The sequence below is a fragment of the Paenibacillus allorhizosphaerae genome, from assembly GCF_042659105.1.
GTDB classification, from domain to species: Bacteria; Bacillota; Bacilli; order Paenibacillales; family NBRC-103111; genus Paenibacillus_G; species Paenibacillus_G allorhizosphaerae.
Map to the genome: position 1 here is coordinate 442753 of NZ_JBHSRV010000005.1, position 21932 is coordinate 464684.

Genomic DNA, 21932 nt, shown 5'->3' on the forward strand with positions numbered 1-21932 from the left:
CTTCATGGGAATGTGGTACAATATAGCCCGAGGTGTTGCTATCATGAAGCGTATACTGGTAAAGAGCGATGAAGCGCATACGGAGGTTGCCGTTCAGGAGAACGGGAAGCTCGTTGAATACTACAAAGGCTGCCGCGATCAAGGACAACTGGCCGGCAATATTTATATCGGCCGCGTGGTCCGGGTACTGCAGGGAATGCAGTCCGCCTTCGTGGATGTAGGTCTTGAGAAAAATGGATTTCTGTACATTGACGATCTGCTGCCGGCCCATCTCGACAAGCAGCCGAAGTCGAAACCGCCGATCCATGATTTGGTGAAGGTGGGGCAGGAGCTGATGGTTCAGGTCGTCAAAGAGCCCGTTGGAAGCAAAGGGGCGCGGCTCACGACGCATTATTCCATTCCGGGGAGGTTCGGGGTGTACATGCCTTATGCCGATTACGTCGGCGTTTCCCGCAAAATCGAAAGCGCGTCGGACCGGGAACGGTTGAAACGGATCGCGGAACGTTACTTGCAACATCAGGAAGGATTTATCGTACGGACAGCTGCGCTGGGCGAAACCGAAGAGGCGATTGCGGCGGATCTGGAGGAACTGCGGGCCAGATGGCGGCAATTGGAGCTTGCAGCGGAGGCGGAGGGGGACGTCCCTAGAAAGATTCATTCCGATCTGCAAATGCTGCCCCGCTTGATTCGGGATTTGTTCCGGGATGACGTGCAAGAGCTCATCGCCGACTCCGGAGAAGTGCTAAGCGAAATCCAGTCGTACATCGCCGTCCCCGGTGCCCAACCGATGACAGGCCGGCTCAAGCTGGAATCCGGAGCGGATCTGATGCACGCATACGACGTGCCGCGGCAGCTGGAAATGGGGCTCAAACGCAAAGTATGGCTCGATAACGGCTCGTATTTGATCGTGGACCGGACGGAGGCGCTCACCGTATTCGATGTGAATACCGGGAAATATACAGGCTCGGTCGATCTGGAGCGGACCGTTTACGATACGAATATGGAAGCGGCGAGAGAAATCGCAAGGCTTCTCCGGCTGCGCGACATCGGCGGACTGATCATTATCGATTTCATCGATATGGAAACGGAGGAAGGGCGCCAGCAAGTGCTGGATGAGCTTGTGCGCGAGTCGCGGAAAGACCGGACGAAAACGGTCGTTGTCGGCTGGACGAAGCTTGGGCTGGTCGAGTTGACCCGGAAAAAAGTCAGAGACAGCATCGAGTCTACGGTACCCGAGCCTTGCGCAGCTTGCGGAGGAAGCGGGCTCGTTATTCGCTAGAGCGGCGGACGAGCTTCTCGAACGCAGCAGCTCAAGGGAAACGGCCAATAAACAGTTGATTTTCATGGGCCATCTGTGATAAACTGTTTTAGCGCGTGTTGCTAAGCACATGCTGTAACCGCACGAAGCGGGTAACGTTAAGAGGAAGCGCTTGTCCTTTAGGGTCAAGCCACCTGGCTTTAGGCGAGTCTGAGAAATGAGGAGGTGCAGCAATGTTCGCAATTATTGAAACAGGTGGAAAGCAATACAAAGTTCAGGAAGGCGATGTCGTTTACATCGAGAAACTGAACGCTGGTGAAGGTGAATCCGTTACGTTTGACCGCGTGTTGGCCGTTTCCAAAGAAAACGGTATGGTCGTAGGCGCTCCGGTCGTTTCCGGCGCTTCCGTATCCGGTAAAGTGGAGAAGCACGGCAAAGGCGAGAAAATCATCGTTTTCAAATACAAAGCGAAGAAAAACTATCGCCGCAAGCAAGGTCATCGTCAGCCTTACACCAAAGTTGTGATCGAGAAGATCCAAGGCTAATTCATGATCCGCGCTACGATTAAACGTACGAGCGATGGACGGATTGAGCGCTTTGGCGTAGAAGGTCATGCGTTATTTGACGAATCGGGCAAAGATATCGTTTGCGCCGGCGTCTCGGCCGTGACCGTAGGCACCGTGAATGCCGTCGAAGCATTGACCGGCTTGGAGCTTAAGACCCGCATGAAGCATGGATTGCTTCAGGTGGAAGTTCCGGTTATGCCCGATGCGCAGACGGAAGAGAAAGTACAGCTGCTGCTCGAAGCGATGACAGTCATGCTGCAATCGATTGAACAATCGTATGGTGCATATATAAAGCTGCAAGATCCAAACAAGAAGTAAGGAGGTAGACAGATATGTTGCAATTGAATCTTCAATTGTTCGCATCCAAGAAGGGTGTAGGCTCCACGAAGAACGGTCGTGACAGTATCGCGAAGCGCCTGGGCGTGAAACGTGCCGACGGTCAAACCGTAACGGCAGGAAGCATCCTGGTTCGTCAGCGCGGTACGAAAATCCATCCGGGCAATAACGTGGGAATCGGCTCCGACGATACACTTTTTGCAAAGGTCGAAGGCGTCGTGAAATTCGAGCGTTTGGGCCGTGACCGCAAAAGAGTGAGCGTCTACCCTGCTGCCGCTGCTCCGGTAGCTGCCGCGGTAGAATTGTAATAAACCGTCACCGAGAACCCTGGCGAGATCACATCGCTAGGGTTTTTTTGCGTCAATAATGCATACCGCAGTGTTCTATACGCTTCGCATGACCTTGACAAACGGATGCCGTCAAAGGACGGCAAAGCCGGTGATCCTTGACTCATGCCCGTTTCTGGAAAATATGTGTACTTCTCTACTGTGCGTGCTATACTGTTATAGATGCAATGGCAAAGCTGGGATGAGAGAGGTAAGGGAATGACGACGAATACGAATGGTCGTACGACCGAAAAGAAATCTCGGAACCAGAACGAACAAACGAGGGCCGGCGCAGGGTTGTCGGAAACGTCTGAAGCGGATCTTCGTTTGCTGCGTTTGTTTAACCATTACAGACACGATTGGATGAATGACATTCAGATGGTAATGGGTTATATCCAATTGAAAAAGGTTGATAAATTATCGGATTTAATGGAAAAAATAAAAGAGAAGGTTCGGGTGGAAAGCTGCGTATCCAAGCTTGGCATCCCTTCTTTGATCGTATATTTGTTATCGTTCCAGGCGGAAGTGAAGGAGCTTCAGCTTCTGATCCGGCTTGAAGAAGAGATTCATCTTCACAAATACCGGCATGCGGCGGCCGCGGAGCAATGGATTACATCGCTTCTCGAAAGCTTCAAACGGGAAGCGGTCGACTCAACGGAAATGCAAAATACGATTACGCTGCAGTTTGCAAAAGAACAGGACGGATTATGCCTGGCAGCGAAATACGAGGGGGCCTACGAGCCAAAGCGCATTCAAGCGGCGGAGATGGAATTGCAAAGCCGTTTATTGGATCAAAACGGCATCGGACTGAAGACGATCTACGGCGATGGCCGGGTGACTTGGACGGTACATTTGGCATAGCGGCATTGATACATAACGAGGTGACATGATGTTTATTGATAAAGCAAAGATTTATGTAAAAGGTGGTGACGGCGGCGACGGTCTGGTCGCGTTCCGCAGGGAAAAATATGTTCCTGAGGGCGGCCCGGCAGGAGGCGACGGCGGCGACGGCGGCGATGTCATTTTTCGCGTCGACGAAGGCTTGAGAACACTGGTAGACTTTCGGTATCAGAAGCACTTTAAGGCGCAGCGCGGGGAAAAAGGGCGAAACAAGAGCCAGCACGGCGCAAACGCGGATGACATGATCGTTCGGGTACCGCCGGGAACGGTCGTTGTCGACGACGATACGCAGGAAGTGATCGCCGATTTGACGCGTCACGGGCAGGAGGTCGTTATAGCCAAAGGAGGCCGCGGCGGACGGGGAAATACCCGCTTTGCCACCACAAGCAATACGGCGCCTTCCATAGCCGAGAACGGCGAGGAAGGACAGGAACGCTGGATCGTGCTTGAGCTGAAGGTGATGGCGGACGTGGGGCTCGTAGGCTTTCCAAGCGTCGGCAAGTCGACGCTGCTGTCCGTGGTTTCCGGCGCGCAGCCGAAAATCGGCGCGTATCATTTTACGACGCTCACGCCGAATTTGGGCGTGGTGGACGTAGGGGATGGCCGCAGCTTCGTGATGGCAGATCTGCCGGGCTTAATCGAGGGCGCTCATGAAGGGGTAGGACTCGGGCACGAATTTTTGCGTCATGTGGAACGGACGCGGCTGATCGTTCACGTGATCGATATGGGAGCAACGGAAGGACGCGATCCTTTCGACGATTGGGTCAAAATAAATGAAGAGCTGAAGCTGTACAATGTGAAGCTGGAAGAGCGTCCGCAAATCGTCGCGGCGAATAAAATGGACATTCCTGAGGCGCAGGAGCAATTGGAGCAATTCAAAACGCGGTTGGCGGGGATCGGCAAGGAAATTCCGATTTATCCGATTTCAGCGGTATCCCGTGCCGGCGTTCAGGAATTGATGTATAAAGCGATGGATATGCTCGAAGCGATTCCGGAGGCACCGGAGGTGGAAGAGGTTACCGAGCTGGAGGAGCGCAAGGTGTACCGGCTCGAAACGGAAGAAGACGAATTTACGATTCGCCGGGACAATGATGTGTTTATCGTCGACAGCCCAAGTATTGAAAAGCTGATCAAGCGTACCAATTTCAGCACGCACGAATCGGTTATGCGGTTTGCCCGCATTTTGCGAAAGAAAGGCATCGACAAAGCGTTGCGTGAGCGCGGCGCCAAGGACGGTCAGACGATTCGCATCGGCGACTTCGAGTTCGAGTTCGTAGAGCAGGAATAAGCACGTAGGTGAGGTACCTTGTTACGGTAATTGAAGATAGCAACAACCTTTTCATGTGGGGTTGTTGCTATTTTTTTGGGGCTGGTGGCGGCTGTGCCATACGACGGATGGCGCGTCTCTGCGCTGTTACGAAGTACAGCGAAACTGTATAAGAGCATGAGGATGGTAGCCAACGTCCGACTTGGTTCCAGCAGAAGCATTGAACTGTACATCTGCATTGAAGCGGCGCAACCGCCAAAACCGATGACCGAGATTGCACTCCCGGTCAGACAGTTACCCATGCGCGGTTGCTGCGCCAATGTACATCAACCGGCGTTTCGAAAAATCCGCTTAAGAGGTCTGGCGTAAGCAGCTTCATCGTTTCACCTGCGCCGTAAACCTCTCCTCTTCGCAGAAGCAGCGTATGGCGGAAAATCGGAAGTATTTCCTCGGTGTGATGGGTGACAAATAGAATCGTAGGCGCATCATTGCCCGCGGCGAGTTGGTCTACACCCGATAGCAGCGTTTCGCGCGAAAACAAGTCGAGGCCGTTGCACGGCTCGTCCAATATTAACAATCGCGGCCAGGCCATTAACGCGCGGGCGATCAGCACCTTCTGCTTTTCGCCTTGGGAGCATGTGACATAAGGCCGGTCCCAAAGCTTCTTGCAGCCTAACTGTTCCATCAGCGCCGAAGCTTTGTCATAATCGTCCGACTCCGGGCGGTCGTATAGCCCGATGGTCGCATATTTGCCGCTGAGGACGACGTCCTGCGTGAGGTCTCTCCCGTACAGCTTTTCCTGCAGCGAGGAGCTGACCCAGCCGATCGATTTACGAAGCTCCCGAAGATCGATCGTTCCGAACGCTTCGCTAAGTACGCTGACCGTTCCGGTTGTTGGCCAAATGTAACCGTTGATCATATTGAGCAGCGTTGTTTTTCCCGAGCCGTTCAAACCAAGAATCGCCCAATGTTCTTGCTCCCGCACTTGCCAAGATACATTGTTCAGCAGCGTTTTGTTTTCTCTCCGGTAAGTGGCCGTTTGTATATCAATGACAAAACGGTTTTCAAATTCGTCTGATGACATGTTGATCATACCTTTCAAAAGAAAATTGTATTCTCTGAACCCAAATCCGCTATGCACCGCACATCTGCAAGCCTCGTCCCATCCGCCTCGTCCGAATGCGACGAGGCTTGCGTGACAACGGCGGCAAAACCAAACCTTTTAGGTCTGCCGCGGATCGATCAGCTCGGTCCAGTGTACGGACGGCAGACCGCTGGCTGCGTAGCCTGCGGTGCCTACCCACACATGCGGGGATGGACCGCGGTCAAAGTAATGGGCGAGCAGCGTATGAAAGATGAACGGAATATTCCGGTCCAGTACTTGATCCCGGGCGATCCAGTGGAGCTCTCCTTCATCCGTCTGCGAGACGTTGCGCCGGGTCGTATAAGCCGTATAAATAAATTGCTGCCGGACTTCCTGCTGATTGAGCCGCAGAAGGATGTACTGGAGGTGCAGATCCGTAATCTCCTCCGGCAGCAGCCCGGTCTCTTCGTGAATTTCCCGAAGCACGGCCGTCTGGGGATCGCCGATCTCTTCCGGCTCCAGATGACCTCCTACGGCGGCCCACATGCCGGGGTTCAGCGTACGGTGCGGCGAGCGTTTCATCATCAGCATATCATTGCCGTTAAACAGCATGGCTGCGGCCATAATGCGTGCTCTGATCAAAGGCGGGTCTCTCCTTTTTTGCGGCGTGATGCGTACATGAAACTACTTTATCACATTTTATATAACAAAGCCTATTGCAGGGTTGATCGGGTTTGCGATATAATGTCCACTAGGTAAAAACAATCGTCTTTTTGGAGAGGACTGTTACAGTGCCGGACAAATACGCAACGCAGGGTACACCGGCAGGGTTAGAGCGTTACTATTTGGTGCGCGAGGACATTTTGCCGGAAGCGCTGATCAAGACGATTCAGGCCAAAGAGCTGCTCGCCCGAGGCGAGGTCAAAACGATCCACGAAGCGGTAGAGCAGGTAGAACTGAGCCGTAGTGCTTTTTATAAGTACAAAGACGGCATCTTTCCGCTCAGCAAGCTGGAACGCGAACGCATCGTTACCATCTCGATGGACCTGGAGCATCGCTCGGGCATTTTATCGAGAGTACTGGCGATGATAGCGGGACTGGAAGGCAATGTGCTGACGATTCACCAGACGATTCCATTGCAGGGCATGGCGAATGTCGTCATTTCCGTAGAAACGTCGTTGATGGAGGAAAGCGTCGCTGTTCTGTTGGACAAACTGCGCCGACAAGACGGCGTCACCCGTGCAACCTTGGTCGGGCAGGGGTAAAATACATTAGGAGGTTATGCGCATGAAACCGATCAAAGTAGGCTTATTGGGACTGGGCACGGTAGGAACCGGGGTCGTCCGCATTGTGGAGGGGCATCAAGCCGATTTGTTTAGTCAATCGGGCTCGCCGATTGAGATTTCGAAAATATTGGTGCAGGATAAAAATAAACACCGCAACATCAGCGTCTCGTCCGATAAACTGACCGACAACCCGTGGGACGTTGTGCAAAACCCGGAGATCGACGTCGTCGTAGAAGTGATGGGCGGCATCGATCTCGCGAAAGAACTGATTCTAGCGGCATTGGAGCAGGGAAAACATATCGTGACGGCGAACAAAGATTTAATGGCGCTGCACGGGCCGGAAATTTTGAAAAAAGCGGCGGAAAAAGGCTGCGACGTATTCTACGAAGCAAGCGTAGCGGGCGGCATTCCGATCATCCGGACGCTGATCGAAGGCTTTTCTTCCGACCGGATCACGAAAATAATGGGGATCGTCAACGGCACGACCAACTATATTTTGACGAAAATGAGCCAGGAAGGCGCCGCTTACGGAGATGTGCTAAAGGAAGCGCAGCAGCTCGGCTATGCAGAGAGTGACCCGACCTCCGATGTGGAAGGTTTTGACGCCGCCCGCAAAATGACGATCCTCGGCACACTCGGCTTCCATGCGAATGTGTCGCTCGGCGATGTGGAAGTGAAGGGCATCTCGAAAGTAAGCAAAGAAGACATAACCTACGGCAAGCGTCTCGGTTACGAAGTCAAGCTGCTTGGCATTGCAGAACGCCAGGACGATCATATCAGCATCAGCGTGCAGCCGACGATGGTCAGAACGTCGCATCCGCTCGCCGCGGTCAATGGAGTTTTCAACGCGGTGTATGTGTACGGCGAAGCGGTGGGAGAAACGATGTTCTACGGGCCCGGCGCCGGCGAAATGCCGACGGCCACTTCGGTCGTCGCCGACCTTGTTGCTGTCGTTCGCAACTTGAATCTGGGCGTGAACGGCCGCCGCGGTTTTGTGCCTTACAAAGAGAAGAAGCTGAAGACCGACGAGCAAATTTCTTCGAAAAATTTCATTCTCTTGCATGTGGAAGACAAAGCGGGCGTACTTGCGCAAATTACGCAGGTGTTCGCTGAATACGAAGTGAGCCTCGAGTCGGTGCTGCAGCATCCGAATGCGACGAATCCGCTCGCTGAAATCATCATCATTACCCATGACGCCAATAAAGCGGCAATGAATAAAGTATTAAACAAATTCGAGTCCATGGACGTGGTCCATGCGATCAAGAGCGTATACCGAGTGGAGGGCTAATCAATCATGAGATACATGGGACTGCTGCAAACGTACAAAAAATATTTGCCGGTTAACGACAACACGCCGCTGCTGACGCTGCAGGAAGGCAATACTCCGCTAGTACGCGCGGAAAATTTATCGAATGAACTCGATCTGGACATTTATTTCAAATACGAAGGGCTGAACCCGACCGGTTCGTTCAAGGACCGCGGCATGGTGATGGCGGTCGCGAAAGCAATGGAAGAAGGCAGCCGCACGATCATGTGCGCTTCCACCGGTAACACCTCCGCCGCAGCGGCAGCTTATGCGGCGCGCGGCGGACTGAACTGCATCGTGCTCATTCCGAACAACAACATCGCGCTAGGCAAGCTGGCGCAGGCGATCATCTACGGCGCCAAAGTCATCGCCATCGAAGGCAACTTCGACCGTGCGCTGGAAATCGTCCGCGAGATTACGGCGAAGCATCCGATTACACTGGTCAACTCCGTGAATCCGTACCGCATCGAAGGTCAGAAAACGGCCGCTTTCGAAGTGTGCGACCAGCTGGGCAAAGCGCCGGACTATCTCGCGATTCCGGTAGGCAACGCCGGTAACATTACGGCATACTGGAAAGGCTTCAAAGAATATTATGAGAACGGCAAATCGAAGTCGCTGCCGAAGATGATCGGCTTTGAAGCGGAAGGCGCGGCGGCGATCGTACGCGGCGAGCCGATCCCGAATCCGGAGACGATCGCGACGGCGATCCGCATCGGCAATCCGGCCACCTGGAAAGGCGCGGAAGCGGCGGCGAAAGATTCCGGCGGACAAATCAATTTTGTAACGGACGAGCAAATTTTGCACGCCTACAAAACGATTGCAGCCCGTGAAGGCATCTTTGCCGAGCCGGCTTCGGCGGCTTCGATCGCAGGCGTGATGAAGCTGAAGAAGGAAGGCTACTTCGAAAACGGCCAGTCGGTCGTTTGCGTATTGACTGGCCATGGCTTGAAAGACCCGAACATCGCGATCAAGAGCGTGAACGCGGAACCGATGGTCGTGCAGGACTCCGAAGCGGCGGTCATGGAAGCGATCAGCAAGCTCGAAGGTTAGGGGCGATTGCAGGATGGAAGAGAACCGCAACCGCATCAGCAAAGTTCGCGTCAAAGTGCCGGCGAGCACGGCCAACCTCGGGCCCGGCTTCGATACGCTAGGCATGGCGCTGGACTTGTACGCATGGATCGAAATGGGCGTTGCCGACCAAACGCGGATCACGCTGCATGGCGATCAAATGAACGGCGTGCCGACGGACAAGAGCAACCTCATCTATGAGGTAGCGCAAATGGTATTCAAGCGGGCCGGCGTCAGCCTGCCCGAACTGGATATTGCGATGTACAGCGATATCCCGCTGACGCGCGGGCTCGGCAGCAGCGCGTCAGCGATCGTAGGCGGCCTCGCAGCCGCCAATGCGCTCATCGGCAGTCCGCTGTCCGATGACACGCTGTTCCAGATGGCGACGGAGCTCGAGCACCACCCCGACAATGTCGGGGCTTCACTGTTCGGCGGCCTCGTCGTCGCCTTCTGGGACGGGACGCGGGCGGAGCATATCCGCGTAGAGCCCGACCCGCAGCTGGAAGTGCTGGTGGCGATCCCGCACTTCCAGCTGGCGACGGAGAAGGCGCGCGGGGTGCTGCCGCGCCAGCAAAGCCTCGAGAATGCCGTCTTCAACGTAGGGCATTCCTCGCTGCTCGTCGCCGCCTTCTGCACCGGGCGGCTCGACATGATCTCGCGCGCGATGAAGGACGCGCTGCATCAGCCTTACCGTGCGCCGCTCGTGCCAGGCCTCGGCCACATTCTCGCCGAGGCGACGGAGCACGGCGCCCTCGGCGTCGCGCTCAGCGGCGCGGGCCCGACGATGCTTGCGCTCGTGGATCGCGCCAGCTCCCGCAAGGCGGAGCTGGAAAACTTCATGATCGGTACGCTGCGGCAGGAAGGCATTGAAGCCACGATGATGTGGCTGAGTCCCGATCGGCAGGGCGTGCAGATCGAAGCTTGGACGGCGGGGGATGAGCCGAAAGCGCCGTTAATGGAAATGATCAAAGGAGATGTCCGTGCATGAAGAAAATAGCTCTTCTAGGGCCGGGTACCTTTACCGAGGAATCGGCGCATTATTTTCTCGGCAGGTCGTCTTATGAATACGTGAATTACAAGTTGATCCCCGACGTATTTCAGTCGACGGTAGACGGAATGACGGATTACAGCGTCATCCCGATCGAGAATACGTTCGAAGGCTCCGTAAACCTGCATGTGGACACCCTTGTGCATGAAGTCGATTTGCCGATCCAGGCGGAATGGGTGTATCCGATTTCCATCAACCTTCTTCGTCTCCCGCAGGAAGGCGTAGCGTCCGGGACGATGGAAGAAAGCTGCAAGCGAATCCGCAAAGTGTATTCGCACGGGGTTACGCTAGCGCAGTGCCAGCAGTTTTTGCGGCAGTATTTGCCTCATGTGGAGCTTGAAGCGGTAGGCAGCAACGGGGAAGCGGCGCGTCTGGTAAAGGAGCTTGCACGCACCCAAGTTGCGGCGCTCGCACCGCTTGCCGCCGGTACGATGTACGGACTGGAGACGCTGGCTAAAGGCATTCACGATCACGAGGACAATTTTACCCGGTTCATTCTGATCGGGCGCGAGAAATTCGAAGGCGCGAAGCCGGCGAACCGGACGAAGACGACGATATTGGTTACGCTGCCGTCCGATTATCCGGGCGCGCTGCATCAGGTGTTGTCGGCTTTCTCCTGGAGACGGATCAACTTGTCCAAGATTGAATCGCGTCCGACGAAGAAAAAGCTAGGCACTTATTTCTTTTACATCGATATTGAAGCTTCCATGGATTCCGTTTTGCTCCCGGCAGCCCTTCAAGAAATCGAAGCGATCGGCTGTCAGGTTCGCATATTGGGTTGCTACCCGACTTACGATTACGTACCCGACACTTCGGAGGTGTAGAAGACATGGCACAAATCATCTACTTAAACGGTCAGTACGTCAGCAAAGAGGACGCGAAAATCTCGGTATACGATCATGGCTTTTTGTATGGAGACGGGATCTTCGAGGGCATTCGGATTTACAACGGCAACATTTTTAAAAGCAAGGAGCATTTGGACCGACTGTATGATTCGGCTAAATCCATTATGCTCGACATTCCGCTGAAACAGGATGAAATGCAGCAGGTGCTGATCGAGACGATTCGCCGCAACGAGCTGCGCGACGGTTACATTCGTTTGGTCGTCTCCCGCGGACCGGGGGATTTGGGTCTGGACCCGCGCCGATCGCCGAAAGCGAACGTGATCATCATCGTGGAGCAGCTGTCGATCTACCCGGAGGAGGCATACTTGAGGGGCCTGAAGACGGTATCCGTCTCGACCCGCCGCAACGTGCCGGATGCGCTCAATCCGAAGATCAAATCGCTCAACTATTTGAACAACATTTTGGTTAAAATCCAGGCCAACCTCGCAGGCGTAGGCGAAGCTATCATGCTCAATTCGCAAGGGTATGTAGCGGAAGGCTCGTCAGACAACATCTTTATCGTGAAGAGAGGCGTTGTCTACACTCCGCCATGCTACGTCGGAGCGCTGGAAGGCATTACCCGCGCGGCGATCATCGAGATCTGCGGCGAGCTGGGCTACACGCTCAAGGAAGAGCCGTTTACGCTGCATGACGTATACGTAGCCGACGAAGTGTTCTTTACCGGAACGGCCGCCGAAGTCATCGCGGTTCGCGAAGTCGATGCCCGCATCATCGGTGAAGGCAAAGCCGGCCCCATCACGACCCACCTGCTGAAGGAATTCCGCAAGCTGGTCGAAATCGACGGCGTAAAGGTGTACGAATAACGGTAGTCTCGTTACATAAAAGAACCTCAATCCCGCGCAGGAGATGAGGTTCTTTTTGCGTAAGAAAGCTGGAACCGGATAAGGAATCATGTCGCCTTTTGCCACGGTCCATTGCGACCGCACTCTTGCTTTCCGTTTTAACGTAAGAAGCGGCATTACGTAAATAGACATGATTATTTGAGAACAATCGGAATCGGCTTTCCGCTGTCCTGGAACGTTCCGTCACCCAATTGGCCGTAAACATTCGAGCCCCATGCCCATAGCGAACCGTCCTTCAATACCGCTAAGACATGGGCACCGCCGCAGGCGATTTTTTTGACATCGCTTAATCCTTCCACACGTTTAAGCTCCGGGTCAATCGAGGTGCCGATCACCGGTGTCCTGTCAAGCTCAAAACCCCATGACCATACGGTTCCATCTTTTTTGAGCGCGAACGTAGATTCGGTCAACCCGGGAAAGAGTTCGGGGGTTTCGTATATTTGTTGTACTTTCAAACCGAGCTGTCCATGCAGGTTATTCCCCTAGCCCCAGATCGTAGCGTCTTTTTTCATTGCAAAAAAGCATTCATCGCCAGTCCACTTCCACACGGTGCCGTCTTTCTTAACGATCGCCAATTTCGATTGCGACGCTTGGTAAATATAGGCGAGATCTACGGCATCCGTAATATTATCTAGTTTGACGCCATTTTATGGAATATTGTTGCAAGTGCGATGAAAATACAATAAATTAGCAAATATTATAAAAAATGGATTGTTTTCCTGCGGTACTTCAATATTTCATTGCTTTTATTGCTCCAATGAATCGTTCCTCAAATGCGGGTAGTTACGCAAATAGGAACTTTTTTAAAGAACGGATGGTCAAATGCCCAACTTACTGCATAAACTGTAATGTCATTTTGCTCTGGCGCGTAAGCGGTAGGTCCTCATTTCAAGTTAGCTTGCTTACGTATGACCCAGCTGGCCGATTGAGGTCGTTTGACTCGTAAAACTTGAAGGAGGTTTATGCAGTGAAGATCCATATTGTAAAAAAGGGCGAATCCTTATACGAGATCGCGCAGAAGTACCACATCGAGCTCGATAAGCTGATTGCGGCCAATCCGCAAATCGCCGATCCGAACGTCATCGACGTGGGGATGAAGGTGAAAATCCCCAACGAGGCTAAGCCGGTAACTCCGCCCACCGACTACTTGTATAAACATACGGTAGTTCAAGGCGACTCGCTCTGGAAGCTCGGAAAAGCTTGGGGCGTTCCGCTTGCCGACATGGTGGCGGCCAACCCGCAGCTGAAAAATCCGAATGTGCTCATGACCGGCGATATCGTATATATTCCGAAGCTGAAGCCTGCGGCGAATCCCAATCCGACCCCGCAGCCGAAAGCGGACACTTCGCAAATATTGCCGCTCGAAGCGGCGCCGATCTCGGAACTGCCGGAGGCGCCGGCGCCAATGCCAACGAATGTGGCACCGGTTATGGAAGCTCCGGTAAACCCGAACCTTTCGCATTTCCCGAACGTGCCCAATATTCATCCATTCCCGAATATTGAGTTTCCGGCAACGGAGCATACGACCGGGCTCGAAGGCGTTCATCATTATGTGCCGAATGAACATATGAGCAATCCGTATCCGAATTGGGCGATCCCTGAGCAGCCGGCTCAGCATCCGTTCCAGCAATTCCAGATGCCAGCTGTCGAGGCGATGGTGCATGAACAGCCGTCCGGCAAAGGCAAGGAGAACGAATGGGCACCGCCGGAGCTGCCGATCATGCCGACAATGCCGACGATGCCGACGATGCCGACAATGCCGACAATGCAGACAATGCAGACAATGCAGACAATGCCTACAATGATGCATGCGGCGGAAATGCCTCATTACGAGCCGCTGATGTATACGCCTCAACCGATGAAGGGTGGAGACTGCGGTTGCGGATGCGGCGGTGGAGCCCAGACGCTTCCTTACGCCGACCACCATCCGGATTTCTTCCCGGAGATGGTGCACCCGAACGAACCGTTCCTTGCCATGCCGCATGATCATTTCCATCATCACATGCCGATCATGCCGTATATGGCCGAACCGGCATTCCCGAGCAGTTACCCGACCGCCTATCCGACCCACTATCCGACTGCCGGGGTCAGCGGCTATCCTAGCGAGCCTTTTTACCCGGGACATGGCGCTTCTCCATTCGGGATGCAGATGCCGTGGAGCGAAAATGAACACATCGGGGGCATGGAGAAGTCCGCAGGGGTAGACAAATCGCGTGGTGAGCAGGCAACGATTACACAGGTCAAAGAAGAAGCCGCAGCGGCCAAAAAGAAAGCGCCTAAACGGAATTCCAAGCAAAGCGCGGCGCGCGCGGCGATCAGCAGCCTGATCGAGCGCAACCGACGTGCCTCGCATTCCTCGTCAAGATCGAGCAAAGCTTCGCCTTGGCTCAGCAGGTAAGCTAGGGGAAGCATACGGAACCTAGTAGCAAATAAAAGAAACGAGCGTCTCTGCCGCAAGTTTTGCGCGGTAGAAACGCTCGTTTTTTGTTACGATGATTTGGTTTCGGATGCGCCGGCGTTACAGCTTGATCCCCAGCACGTGATCGAGCGGTACAAAGCCGATATCCCGGCTATCTTTACTATGATTCCGGTTATCCCCCATCACGAACAGGGAACCTTCCGGCACCGTCCATTTGCGTTCGGCACTAAATTGCATCGTTTCGTTGATATAAGGCTCATCCAGCGGCTCGCCGTTGCGATACACCTTTTGCTCTTTAAGCTCGATGACATCGCCGGGCTTGCCGATGACCCGTTTGACGTACATGTTCTCATCCTGAACGCCGCGCATCAATTCCAACAGCGGATGCTCGAGCAGGTCGTCCTTGAACGAGCGGGGACGTTCCACACGGCTGTCGATGATGACGATATCCCCGTACTTCGGTTCGTAACCAAACGTATGCACCAGCTTGGACACATAGATTCGCTGCTCGTTATGCAGGGTCGGATCCATCGAATGGCCGAGTACCTTAGTCGGTTGGAAGACGAACAGGCCAATAAGGAGCGTCAAAACGAAGGCGATGGCAATCGAGCTTATCCATGCCCAGATCTCTTTTACAATAGATCGCACAGGGATCCTTCCTTTCCGGGAAAATGAGACGGTCATAACCAGTCTAGTATACATGCAATCGGTATAAACGTCGATCCCAATGGGAAAAATAGTAAGAAACCAGCCGGTCGATCAATGGGCAAGGCTCGCTGATTCCTTATTGTTTCTGTATCGATTACATGACGTTCGACGAAGCGCTTCGACGAAGCGCTTCGACGAAGAGCAGCAGCACCGCTCGGACCGGAGCCATTTGATGTTCTTTACATTCAGGATGCAAATAAAAGAGGGGATCGTCATATGCTGCTCAGCTTCTGGAATCAGATGAAAAAACAGTTGAAAAAAAAACTGCGATGGAAGCGCAGGTGGTTAAATCTCGCTGCCGTTCTGCTGATAGCGGGTGCGGCTGCGACATGGATTTGGCTGGCGCGCGACCGGAATACGGGGCCGAATGCATGGAATTTGCAGGAGCAGACCGTCTTTGGCCGCAACATGACCAAACCGGCACAGCCGGAGAAAGATGTTATTTCGATGATCAACGGAATCGACGGAAACCGCGAGGTATTTTCCAAGAAGTCTTATGTATGCGGCGAAGAGCTGCAGCTGATCGGTTCCATGAGCTCCGGGGACATATTAGCGTACTACAAGGAACATCCGACGCTCAAGGTCAGTTTGGAAGACGGGGGCAAAGTGTTTTTCACGGAAAAAGTGGACGACCTGTCGCCGCGTTGCAAAGAAAACGCGTATTTCGGGCTGGATGCCGGAGGCAACTTGTCCTTATTCGAAGGCATACCCGGGGCTAGCGGAACGAACGTTATCCGGACTTTTTTCCAGCTCAATATCGAGCATTTGGAAAGCAGCCTGCCCCGTGAAACGGTAAAGCAACTGTATCGGGGCATCCGGGTAACGGATTTAGCGGATTACAACAGCGTGTTGTCGACATTAAGCGACTATGCGGTGGAGGAAACGGAAAAAGTAATGCAAACGACGCAGCAGCCATGAAGGGGCTTATAAAAAAACAGTCATCCGCGAGGGTGGCTTTTTTTTATTTGCGGCCGCAGGCGCAGGCAGGCGAGGCAAACTTGCCCGTGTCATGGGATAAATTATCTGTTATAATGACAGTGAATACATATGTTCGGTTTTTTGACGGAAACCGGTTCAAACGGATGAAGAAGATTGAGAAAGGCGTGCAGTTATGCGGATATTAGGTATCGATCCGGGGATCGCGATCGTTGGATTCGGTTTCATTGACAAGCAAGGTCATAAGCTCGTGCCGGTGCAGTACGGTTCCATTCAGACCGAGGCGCACACGGCGGATGCTTTGCGGCTGAAGCAGGTATATGAGGCGATCGTGCAATTGATCGATAAGTATAAGCCGGATGCGGTTGCGATTGAAAAACTTTTCTTTAACCGGAATGTAACGACGGCGCTGACGGTAGGTCAAGCTAGAGGCGTATTGATGCTGGCGGCCGAGCAAAAAGGACTGCCGATCGCGGAATACACGCCGCTACAGGTCAAGCAGGCCATCGTGGGGTACGGCAAAGCGGAGAAAAAACAGGTGCAGGAGATGGTGCGGATGTTTTTGCACTTATCCGCCGTACCGAAGCCGGACGATGTGGCCGACGCGCTTGCGATCGCCATATGCCATGCGCATTCGTCCGCCCTTCAACAAAAAATAAACGAGGTATACAAGCGATGATCGACTTTTTAAGAGGAACTGTAGCGCATCGGGAGACGGAATACGTTGTGCTTGATGTAAAAGGCGTAGGCTACCGCGTATTTTGCGCCAACCCGTTTGCGGTGCTCCCGAAGGACGGGAAAGACGGTGAAGTGACTTTATATATCCATTATCATGTCCGGGAAGACGCCCATCTGCTGTTCGGCTTTACGACGCGGGAGGAGCAGTCCTTGTTCCGCTTGCTGCTCGACGTGAACGGCATCGGCCCGAAAGTGGCGATCGGGGTATTGGCCGGCGGGAAGCCGGAAGTGATCGCTGCGGCGATCCGCCAGGAAAACTTGACCTTTTTGACCAAGCTGCCGGGCATCGGCAAAAAGACGGCCCAGCGGATGGTGCTCGATTTGAAGGACAAGCTCGGGGCGCTTTCCGCCGCAGACGATGCGGCCCATTTGTTCGGAGCGGGCATGGAGGCTTCGGCTGCCGCGACGACCGGTGGAACGGCATGGGCGGAAGCGAAGGCGGCGCTGATGGCGCTCGGTTACACGGAAGCGGAAGCGGACCGGGCAGGCCATACGGTAAAGCCCAAGCTCAAAGGCGATGAAACGACGGATGCCGTAACAAAGCTTGCGCTGAAGGCGCTGTTTCAAGAGGCGCAAATGAAATAAGGCGTGAATCGGATCTAAAGCAATGGATTTGGCGAGATAGAGGAAGGAGCTGCGGCACAGCATGGAAGACCGCATTATTTCGGCTCATCTGATGATGGAGGATCAGACGATGGAGTTCAGCCTGCGTCCCCGTTATTTGGCGGAGTACATCGGGCAGAAGCAGGCAAAGGAAAATTTGAAAATCTACATAGAAGCGGCCAAAATGCGCAATGAAGCGCTCGATCACGTGCTGCTGTACGGTCCCCCGGGATTGGGCAAGACGACGCTCTCGAACATTATCGCCAACGAGCTGGGCGTGAATTTACGCACGACATCGGGACCGGCCATCGAACGGCCGGGCGATTTGGCGGCGATCTTGACGAACTTGCAGGAGAACGATGTGCTGTTCATCGATGAAATCCACCGATTGCATCGGACGGTGGAAGAAGTGCTGTATCCGGCGATGGAGGACTATGCGCTTGACATCATCATCGGCAAAGGGCCGAGCGCACGTTCGGTGCGGCTCGATTTGCCGCCGTTCACGCTGGTCGGAGCGACTACCCGGGCCGGGCTTCTGTCGGCGCCGCTTCGTGACCGTTTCGGCGTCGTCAGCCGGCTGGAGTATTATACGGTCGACGAGCTAGCGTATATTGTCAGCCGGACGGCCGATATTTTGCAGGTACAGATTGTCGGCGAAGCGTCTCATGAGATCGGTATGCGTTCGCGCGGGACGCCGCGGATCGCTAACCGGCTGCTGAAGCGGGTACGCGATTTCGCCCAGGTGAAGGGCGACGGCGTCATTACGGTGGACATTGCCCGCGCGGCGCTTGTAAGCATTCAGGTCGATCCGCTCGGACTCGACGAGATCGATCATAAGATGCTGCGCGCCATCATTCTGAGCTTCCAGGGAGGGCCTGTCGGACTGGATACGATTGCCGCTTCCATCGGGGAGGAAAGCCAGACGATCGAAGACGTGTACGAGCCTTACTTGCTGCAAATCGGATTTTTGCAGCGAACGCCTCGCGGTCGAATGATTACCGCTGCGGCATGCAAGCATCTCGGCTTGCCGATGCCGAGCCGGTCATCGTAGCGGGGGCTGCCTGTGGAGGTACGGGCTGAAACAGTCATCAGGGAGAGGGGAATACGGTAGTGATGAGGGGAATAGGGCGGCTCCTCGGGGAACGAAGAGCCGTCCGTACGTTGAAATATGCCGCCGGGATCGGAATGAAGGCGGCGCTGATTGCCGGTCTGCTGCTGACCGGCGGGAGTTACGGCACAGCGGAGGCGGCCGTGCCGAAGCTGGAGCAGATCCGTGTCGCGCTGTTCATCGACACGGGCAAATACAGCGACACGGCGCCTGCGGTCACGCTGTCCTCGGGCGCCGGTCTGGCGCTCAGCCTGCGGGACTCAGGCGGCGCCGTCCATACGGCGGCAGCGAAGGAGCTGGTCCGCGTATACGCGGACGGCTACTATGCGCAGCTGCCGGATACGGCGGATGCCGCCCAAGCGAAAGCGCAGGCGCAGAAGCTGGCTGCGGCCGGCAAAGATGCGGGCATCGTGCAGCGCACGAAGCGCGGCCAGCCGGCCTATCAAGTATACCTTGGTCCGTATCCGACCAAGGAAGCCGCATCGGCCGCGGCGGCTTCGCAAGCCGGGGCGGTGCTGACCGGCCCGCTGCGTCTGAGCGCGGGCTCCTATAGCGGCGCCGCGGAGGCGCAGGCGCAAGCGGCCGCGATCGCGCAGGCCGGCTTCGACGCCGACGTGGCGCAGCTGACCGCCGGCAGCGCGGGGGCGCCCGCGTATGCCGTGCTCGTCGGCGGCGCAGCCGACGCCGCCGCGCTGCAAGCGCAGCGCACGCAGCTCGCCGCGGCGCTGCCGGGCGTGGCGTTGACGCCGGTCGACGCCGCGCAGCAGGGCTACGTCCTGCAGCGCAGCGAGCTGGCGGTCACCGCCGACGCTGCCGAGGCGGCCCGCGGCTTCGTGTTCGGCGGACCGGTCAAACTGTGGGCCGCACCGGCGGTGGCCGATGCCTCCGCATCGGCCGGCATTGTCGTCCGCGAGCGCGGGGGACGGGCATACCGCGGCGGGATCGAGCTGACGCGGCACAACGGAAAGCTCGCGGTGATCAATGAGCTGCCGCTTGAAGATTACTTATATTCGGTCGTCAGCTCCGAATTAACGAAAGATTGGCCCTTGGAGGCGCTAAAGGCGCAGGCGGTCGCCGCCCGCACTTACGCGCTCAAGCAGGGAGTGAAATACCAAATTGCGCATGTGGCCGATACGACGATTGATCAAGCCTATAAAGGACTGACCGCGGAATTTCCGGCCGCGCTTCAGGCGGTGCAAGCGACGAACGGCGAAGTGCTGCTTTATAAAAATGCTCTGATTGACCCGCTCTTTTATTCGAACGCTGGCGGCAAAACGTCCGAATCGACCGAAGTCTGGGGGAACAAAGTCGACTATTTGAAGAGCGTGACCTCCCCGGATGAAGGCGCCGGTGCCGGGAAAAAGCCATGGTATCGTATCGTTTTGCCGAACGGCAACACCGGATATATACATTCCGACTATGCGCGCGCTACCGGACAGTTGAATCCGGCCGGCCTGGAGTTCTATGTGTCGACCGGCACCGATGTAAGCGTACGGTCAGCGCCTTACGCAGACAATGCAGCCAACCCTGCACTCTTTAAAGTCAACATCGGAGACCGGTTCGTCGTGATCGATCAGGTAACCGAATCCAATGCATACGCCTGGGTTCGCGGGCCAATTGATGCCGCGAAGCTGAGAGACAAGCTGGCGAGTGCGCTACCGGCCGGCGCCAATGCGGCAACGATCGACAGGTTGGAAATATCGAAACGCGGACCTTCCGGCCGGGCGCTCGAAGTTACAGCAAACGGACAGCCGCTGAAAGCCGCATATCCGGATGCGCTTCGCACATTATTGGGCGGACTGCCGAGCACACTGTTTGAAATTGAAGAAACGGGACGGTATACTATATTGGGTACGGGCGGGGCAACCCGCAATCCATCGGCATCGTCGACATCCGTATACGTAGCTTCGGGTTCCGGCGCGACGATGGAACGCAATGAGCCGCAGCTGTTTGTAATGGACGGCGACGGCAACGTGCGAATCGTTACCAAAAGCCAGCAATATATATTTAAAGGAACCGGCCTCGGTCACGGCCTCGGCATGTCCCAATGGGGAGCCCGAGGGTATGCGGAGCTCGGTTACGATTACCAAAAAATACTGCAGACCTACTACGTAGGAGTCTCGGTCGTTAAGGGATGAAGCCAACATTATGCAAGTCGACTTGTTCGATTACCATTTGCCCGAATCGCTAATCGCCCAGACGCCGCTCGCGGAGCGCACCGCTTCGCGGCTCATGACGCTGGACAAGCGTACGGGCGAAATCGGTCATCATACGTTTGAACAACTGGAACATTATATTCAAGCCGGGGATGTGCTCGTGTTGAACGATACGCGGGTCATTCCAGCCCGGCTTTTTGGCGTGAAGGCGGACACCGGCGCCAAAGCGGAAGTATTGCTGCTCAAGCAGCTGGAGGGGGATCGCTGGGAAGTGCTCGTTCGTCCGGCGAAACGACTCAAGACAGGAGCCGTGCTTCATTTTGGAGCAGGGGCGGAACCATCGAACGGCTCGGGCATTTCCGGCGAACCTCCGCTTACGGCAACGGTGGAAGCGGAAGGGGAAATGGGCGGTCGCGTACTGCGCTTCCATTATAAAGGGATTTTTAATGAAGTGCTGGATCGGCTCGGCTCCATGCCGCTTCCTCCGTATATTAAAGAGCAGCTTGAGGATCGGGAGCGGTATCAGACGGTATATGCCCGTCATGAAGGGTCGGCCGCGGCACCGACGGCAGGTCTTCATTTCACCAAGGAATATTTGCATAAATTGGAACAAAAAGGTGTACAATTAGCTTATGTTACGCTTCATGTCGGTCTTGGCACATTCCGGCCGGTTTCTGTGGAGACGGTGGAGTCGCATGAGATGCATGAAGAATTTTATGAGGTTACGGATGAAACCGCGGCGCTGGTCAATCGTATCAAACAACAGGGGGGCCGCGTGATCGCTGTCGGGACGACGTCGGCGCGCACGTTGGAGACGGCTGCCGATGAGAACGGCCTGCTGCGGGCCGGGCGCGGATGGACGGGTATCTTTATTTATCCGGGCTATCGATTTCGTATCGTCGAAGCGCTTCTGACCAATTTTCATTTGCCGCAATCGACGCTCTTGATGCTGATCAGCGCGCTGGCCGGGCGCGAACATGTGCTGGCGGCCTACAACGAAGCGGTGCGCCGCGAATACCGTTTCTTCAGCTTTGGCGATGCGATGTTTATCCATTGAAGCGGTTTGTGAACT

23 protein-coding genes and 1 other annotated feature are annotated in these 21932 nt (G+C 55.0%); of the genes, 19 read left to right on the top strand and 4 right to left on the bottom strand.

What is annotated here, in order from left to right:
• Positions 1–43: 43 nt before the first annotated feature.
• The 6 genes from ACFQI7_RS21030 to obgE all read left to right on the top strand — a co-directional run bounded on the left by ACFQI7_RS21030 (position 44) and on the right by obgE (position 4674).
• Positions 44–1279: an Rne/Rng family ribonuclease gene (locus ACFQI7_RS21030; protein WP_218102270.1), complete on the top strand. Its 1236-nt coding sequence runs from the start codon at positions 44–46 to the stop codon at positions 1277–1279.
• Positions 1280–1385: 106 nt separating this feature from the next.
• Positions 1386–1480 (top strand) — a sequence feature (ribosomal protein L21 leader region).
• A gap of 11 nt (positions 1481–1491) precedes the next feature.
• Positions 1492–1803, top strand: coding sequence for a 50S ribosomal protein L21 (gene rplU, locus ACFQI7_RS21035; RefSeq protein WP_218102269.1), 312 nt, complete (start codon positions 1492–1494; stop codon positions 1801–1803).
• A gap of 3 nt (positions 1804–1806) precedes the next feature.
• The gene (locus tag ACFQI7_RS21040) at positions 1807–2142 is read left to right on the top strand and encodes a ribosomal-processing cysteine protease Prp (protein WP_218102268.1); all 336 of its coding nucleotides are present in this window, start codon (positions 1807–1809) and stop codon (positions 2140–2142) included.
• Between the two features lie 14 nt (positions 2143–2156).
• Positions 2157–2468: a 50S ribosomal protein L27 gene (gene rpmA, locus ACFQI7_RS21045; RefSeq protein ID WP_218102267.1), complete on the top strand. Its 312-nt coding sequence runs from the start codon at positions 2157–2159 to the stop codon at positions 2466–2468.
• 237 nt (positions 2469–2705) lie between these two features.
• Positions 2706–3347 (top strand): Spo0B domain-containing protein, encoded by a 642-nt coding sequence (locus tag ACFQI7_RS21050; protein ID WP_230415550.1) that lies wholly within the window; start codon positions 2706–2708, stop codon positions 3345–3347.
• A 28-nt stretch (positions 3348–3375) separates the two neighbouring features.
• Positions 3376–4674 carry a GTPase ObgE gene (gene obgE / locus ACFQI7_RS21055; protein WP_218102298.1) on the top strand — a complete coding sequence of 433 codons (1299 nt, stop codon included), beginning with the start codon at positions 3376–3378 and terminating at the stop codon, positions 4672–4674.
• A 265-nt stretch (positions 4675–4939) separates the two neighbouring features.
• On the opposite strand, the gene ACFQI7_RS21060 is transcribed toward obgE, so the two are convergent.
• Together ACFQI7_RS21060 and ACFQI7_RS21065 are read right to left on the bottom strand one after the other, a co-directional pair.
• The gene (locus ACFQI7_RS21060; RefSeq protein ID WP_218102265.1) at positions 4940–5737 is read right to left on the bottom strand and encodes an ABC transporter ATP-binding protein; all 798 of its coding nucleotides are present in this window, start codon (positions 5735–5737) and stop codon (positions 4940–4942) included.
• A gap of 138 nt (positions 5738–5875) precedes the next feature.
• Positions 5876–6379 (bottom strand): NUDIX domain-containing protein, encoded by a 504-nt coding sequence (locus ACFQI7_RS21065; protein WP_218102264.1) that lies wholly within the window; start codon positions 6377–6379, stop codon positions 5876–5878.
• A gap of 149 nt (positions 6380–6528) precedes the next feature.
• Here ACFQI7_RS21065 and ACFQI7_RS21070 point away from each other — a divergent pair, with 149 nt between their 5' ends.
• From ACFQI7_RS21070 to ilvE, 6 genes are read left to right on the top strand one after another with little or no spacing between them, the layout of a single operon-like run.
• Complete coding sequence (locus ACFQI7_RS21070) at positions 6529–7002, top strand: ACT domain-containing protein (RefSeq protein WP_218102263.1); 474 nt, start codon at positions 6529–6531, stop codon at positions 7000–7002.
• A 22-nt stretch (positions 7003–7024) separates the two neighbouring features.
• A complete protein-coding gene (locus tag ACFQI7_RS21075; RefSeq protein WP_218102262.1) occupies positions 7025–8311 on the top strand; it encodes a homoserine dehydrogenase in 1287 nt (428 codons plus the stop codon).
• A gap of 6 nt (positions 8312–8317) precedes the next feature.
• Positions 8318–9379 carry a threonine synthase gene (gene thrC, locus ACFQI7_RS21080; RefSeq protein WP_218102261.1) on the top strand — a complete coding sequence of 354 codons (1062 nt, stop codon included), beginning with the start codon at positions 8318–8320 and terminating at the stop codon, positions 9377–9379.
• 13 nt (positions 9380–9392) lie between these two features.
• Positions 9393–10385, top strand: a complete 993-nt coding sequence (thrB, locus tag ACFQI7_RS21085) for a homoserine kinase (protein ID WP_218102260.1) — start codon at positions 9393–9395, stop codon at positions 10383–10385.
• A complete protein-coding gene (gene pheA, locus ACFQI7_RS21090; protein ID WP_218102259.1) occupies positions 10382–11269 on the top strand; it encodes a prephenate dehydratase in 888 nt (295 codons plus the stop codon). The genes thrB and pheA overlap by 4 nt, the downstream gene beginning before the upstream one ends.
• A 5-nt stretch (positions 11270–11274) precedes the next feature.
• On the top strand, positions 11275–12153 hold the full coding sequence (ilvE, locus tag ACFQI7_RS21095; RefSeq protein WP_218102258.1) for a branched-chain-amino-acid transaminase: 879 nt from the start codon (positions 11275–11277) through the stop codon (positions 12151–12153).
• Positions 12154–12326: 173 nt separating this feature from the next.
• Here ilvE and ACFQI7_RS21100 read toward each other — a convergent pair whose 3' ends face one another.
• The gene (locus ACFQI7_RS21100; RefSeq protein ID WP_218102257.1) at positions 12327–12647 is read right to left on the bottom strand and encodes an RCC1 domain-containing protein; all 321 of its coding nucleotides are present in this window, start codon (positions 12645–12647) and stop codon (positions 12327–12329) included.
• Between the two features lie 512 nt (positions 12648–13159).
• Here ACFQI7_RS21100 and ACFQI7_RS21105 point away from each other — a divergent pair.
• The gene (locus tag ACFQI7_RS21105) at positions 13160–14590 is read left to right on the top strand and encodes a LysM peptidoglycan-binding domain-containing protein (protein WP_218102256.1); all 1431 of its coding nucleotides are present in this window, start codon (positions 13160–13162) and stop codon (positions 14588–14590) included.
• Positions 14591–14710: 120 nt separating this feature from the next.
• On the opposite strand, the gene lepB is transcribed toward ACFQI7_RS21105, so the two are convergent.
• Entirely contained in the window at positions 14711–15295 is a 585-nt protein-coding gene (gene lepB / locus ACFQI7_RS21110; RefSeq protein WP_230415566.1) for a signal peptidase I, read from the bottom strand.
• 240 nt (positions 15296–15535) lie between these two features.
• Here lepB and ACFQI7_RS21115 point away from each other — a divergent pair, with 240 nt between their 5' ends.
• The 6 genes from ACFQI7_RS21115 (at position 15536) to queA (ending at position 21917) form a co-directional block, all read left to right on the top strand.
• Positions 15536–16237, top strand: coding sequence for a BofC C-terminal domain-containing protein (locus ACFQI7_RS21115; RefSeq protein ID WP_218102254.1), 702 nt, complete (start codon positions 15536–15538; stop codon positions 16235–16237).
• 193 nt (positions 16238–16430) lie between these two features.
• The gene (gene ruvC / locus ACFQI7_RS21120; RefSeq protein WP_218102253.1) at positions 16431–16934 is read left to right on the top strand and encodes a crossover junction endodeoxyribonuclease RuvC; all 504 of its coding nucleotides are present in this window, start codon (positions 16431–16433) and stop codon (positions 16932–16934) included.
• Positions 16931–17578, top strand: coding sequence for a Holliday junction branch migration protein RuvA (gene ruvA / locus ACFQI7_RS21125; protein WP_218102252.1), 648 nt, complete (start codon positions 16931–16933; stop codon positions 17576–17578). Before ruvC ends, ruvA begins: the two co-directional genes overlap by 4 nt.
• A gap of 61 nt (positions 17579–17639) precedes the next feature.
• Positions 17640–18647 (top strand): Holliday junction branch migration DNA helicase RuvB, encoded by a 1008-nt coding sequence (gene ruvB, locus ACFQI7_RS21130; RefSeq protein ID WP_218102251.1) that lies wholly within the window; start codon positions 17640–17642, stop codon positions 18645–18647.
• A 62-nt stretch (positions 18648–18709) separates the two neighbouring features.
• Positions 18710–20842: a SpoIID/LytB domain-containing protein gene (locus ACFQI7_RS21135; protein WP_230415564.1), complete on the top strand. Its 2133-nt coding sequence runs from the start codon at positions 18710–18712 to the stop codon at positions 20840–20842.
• Positions 20843–20852: 10 nt separating this feature from the next.
• Entirely contained in the window at positions 20853–21917 is a 1065-nt protein-coding gene (gene queA / locus ACFQI7_RS21140; protein WP_218102250.1) for a tRNA preQ1(34) S-adenosylmethionine ribosyltransferase-isomerase QueA, read from the top strand.
• Positions 21918–21932: the final 15 nt, after the last annotated feature.

What these genes read in the sequence shown, in the direction of transcription:
- ACFQI7_RS21030 (WP_218102270.1), top strand. Translation starts at nt 44, where the DNA reads ATGAAGCGTATACTGGTAAAGAGCGATGAAGCGCATACGGAGGTTGCC.
- rplU (WP_218102269.1), top strand. Translation starts at nt 1,492, where the DNA reads ATGTTCGCAATTATTGAAACAGGTGGAAAGCAATACAAAGTTCAGGAA.
- ACFQI7_RS21040 (WP_218102268.1), top strand. Translation starts at nt 1,807, where the DNA reads ATGATCCGCGCTACGATTAAACGTACGAGCGATGGACGGATTGAGCGC.
- rpmA (WP_218102267.1), top strand. Translation starts at nt 2,157, where the DNA reads ATGTTGCAATTGAATCTTCAATTGTTCGCATCCAAGAAGGGTGTAGGC.
- ACFQI7_RS21050 (WP_230415550.1), top strand. Translation starts at nt 2,706, where the DNA reads ATGACGACGAATACGAATGGTCGTACGACCGAAAAGAAATCTCGGAAC.
- obgE (WP_218102298.1), top strand. Translation starts at nt 3,376, where the DNA reads ATGTTTATTGATAAAGCAAAGATTTATGTAAAAGGTGGTGACGGCGGC.
- ACFQI7_RS21060 (WP_218102265.1), bottom strand. Translation starts at nt 5,737, where the DNA reads ATGTCATCAGACGAATTTGAAAACCGTTTTGTCATTGATATACAAACG.
- ACFQI7_RS21075 (WP_218102262.1), top strand. Translation starts at nt 7,025, where the DNA reads ATGAAACCGATCAAAGTAGGCTTATTGGGACTGGGCACGGTAGGAACC.
- thrC (WP_218102261.1), top strand. Translation starts at nt 8,318, where the DNA reads ATGAGATACATGGGACTGCTGCAAACGTACAAAAAATATTTGCCGGTT.
- thrB (WP_218102260.1), top strand. Translation starts at nt 9,393, where the DNA reads ATGGAAGAGAACCGCAACCGCATCAGCAAAGTTCGCGTCAAAGTGCCG.
- pheA (WP_218102259.1), top strand. Translation starts at nt 10,382, where the DNA reads ATGAAGAAAATAGCTCTTCTAGGGCCGGGTACCTTTACCGAGGAATCG.
- ilvE (WP_218102258.1), top strand. Translation starts at nt 11,275, where the DNA reads ATGGCACAAATCATCTACTTAAACGGTCAGTACGTCAGCAAAGAGGAC.
- lepB (WP_230415566.1), bottom strand. Translation starts at nt 15,295, where the DNA reads ATGACCGTCTCATTTTCCCGGAAAGGAAGGATCCCTGTGCGATCTATT.
- ACFQI7_RS21115 (WP_218102254.1), top strand. Translation starts at nt 15,536, where the DNA reads ATGCTGCTCAGCTTCTGGAATCAGATGAAAAAACAGTTGAAAAAAAAA.
- ruvC (WP_218102253.1), top strand. Translation starts at nt 16,431, where the DNA reads ATGCGGATATTAGGTATCGATCCGGGGATCGCGATCGTTGGATTCGGT.
- ruvA (WP_218102252.1), top strand. Translation starts at nt 16,931, where the DNA reads ATGATCGACTTTTTAAGAGGAACTGTAGCGCATCGGGAGACGGAATAC.
- ruvB (WP_218102251.1), top strand. Translation starts at nt 17,640, where the DNA reads ATGGAAGACCGCATTATTTCGGCTCATCTGATGATGGAGGATCAGACG.
- ACFQI7_RS21135 (WP_230415564.1), top strand. Translation starts at nt 18,710, where the DNA reads ATGAGGGGAATAGGGCGGCTCCTCGGGGAACGAAGAGCCGTCCGTACG.
- queA (WP_218102250.1), top strand. Translation starts at nt 20,853, where the DNA reads ATGCAAGTCGACTTGTTCGATTACCATTTGCCCGAATCGCTAATCGCC.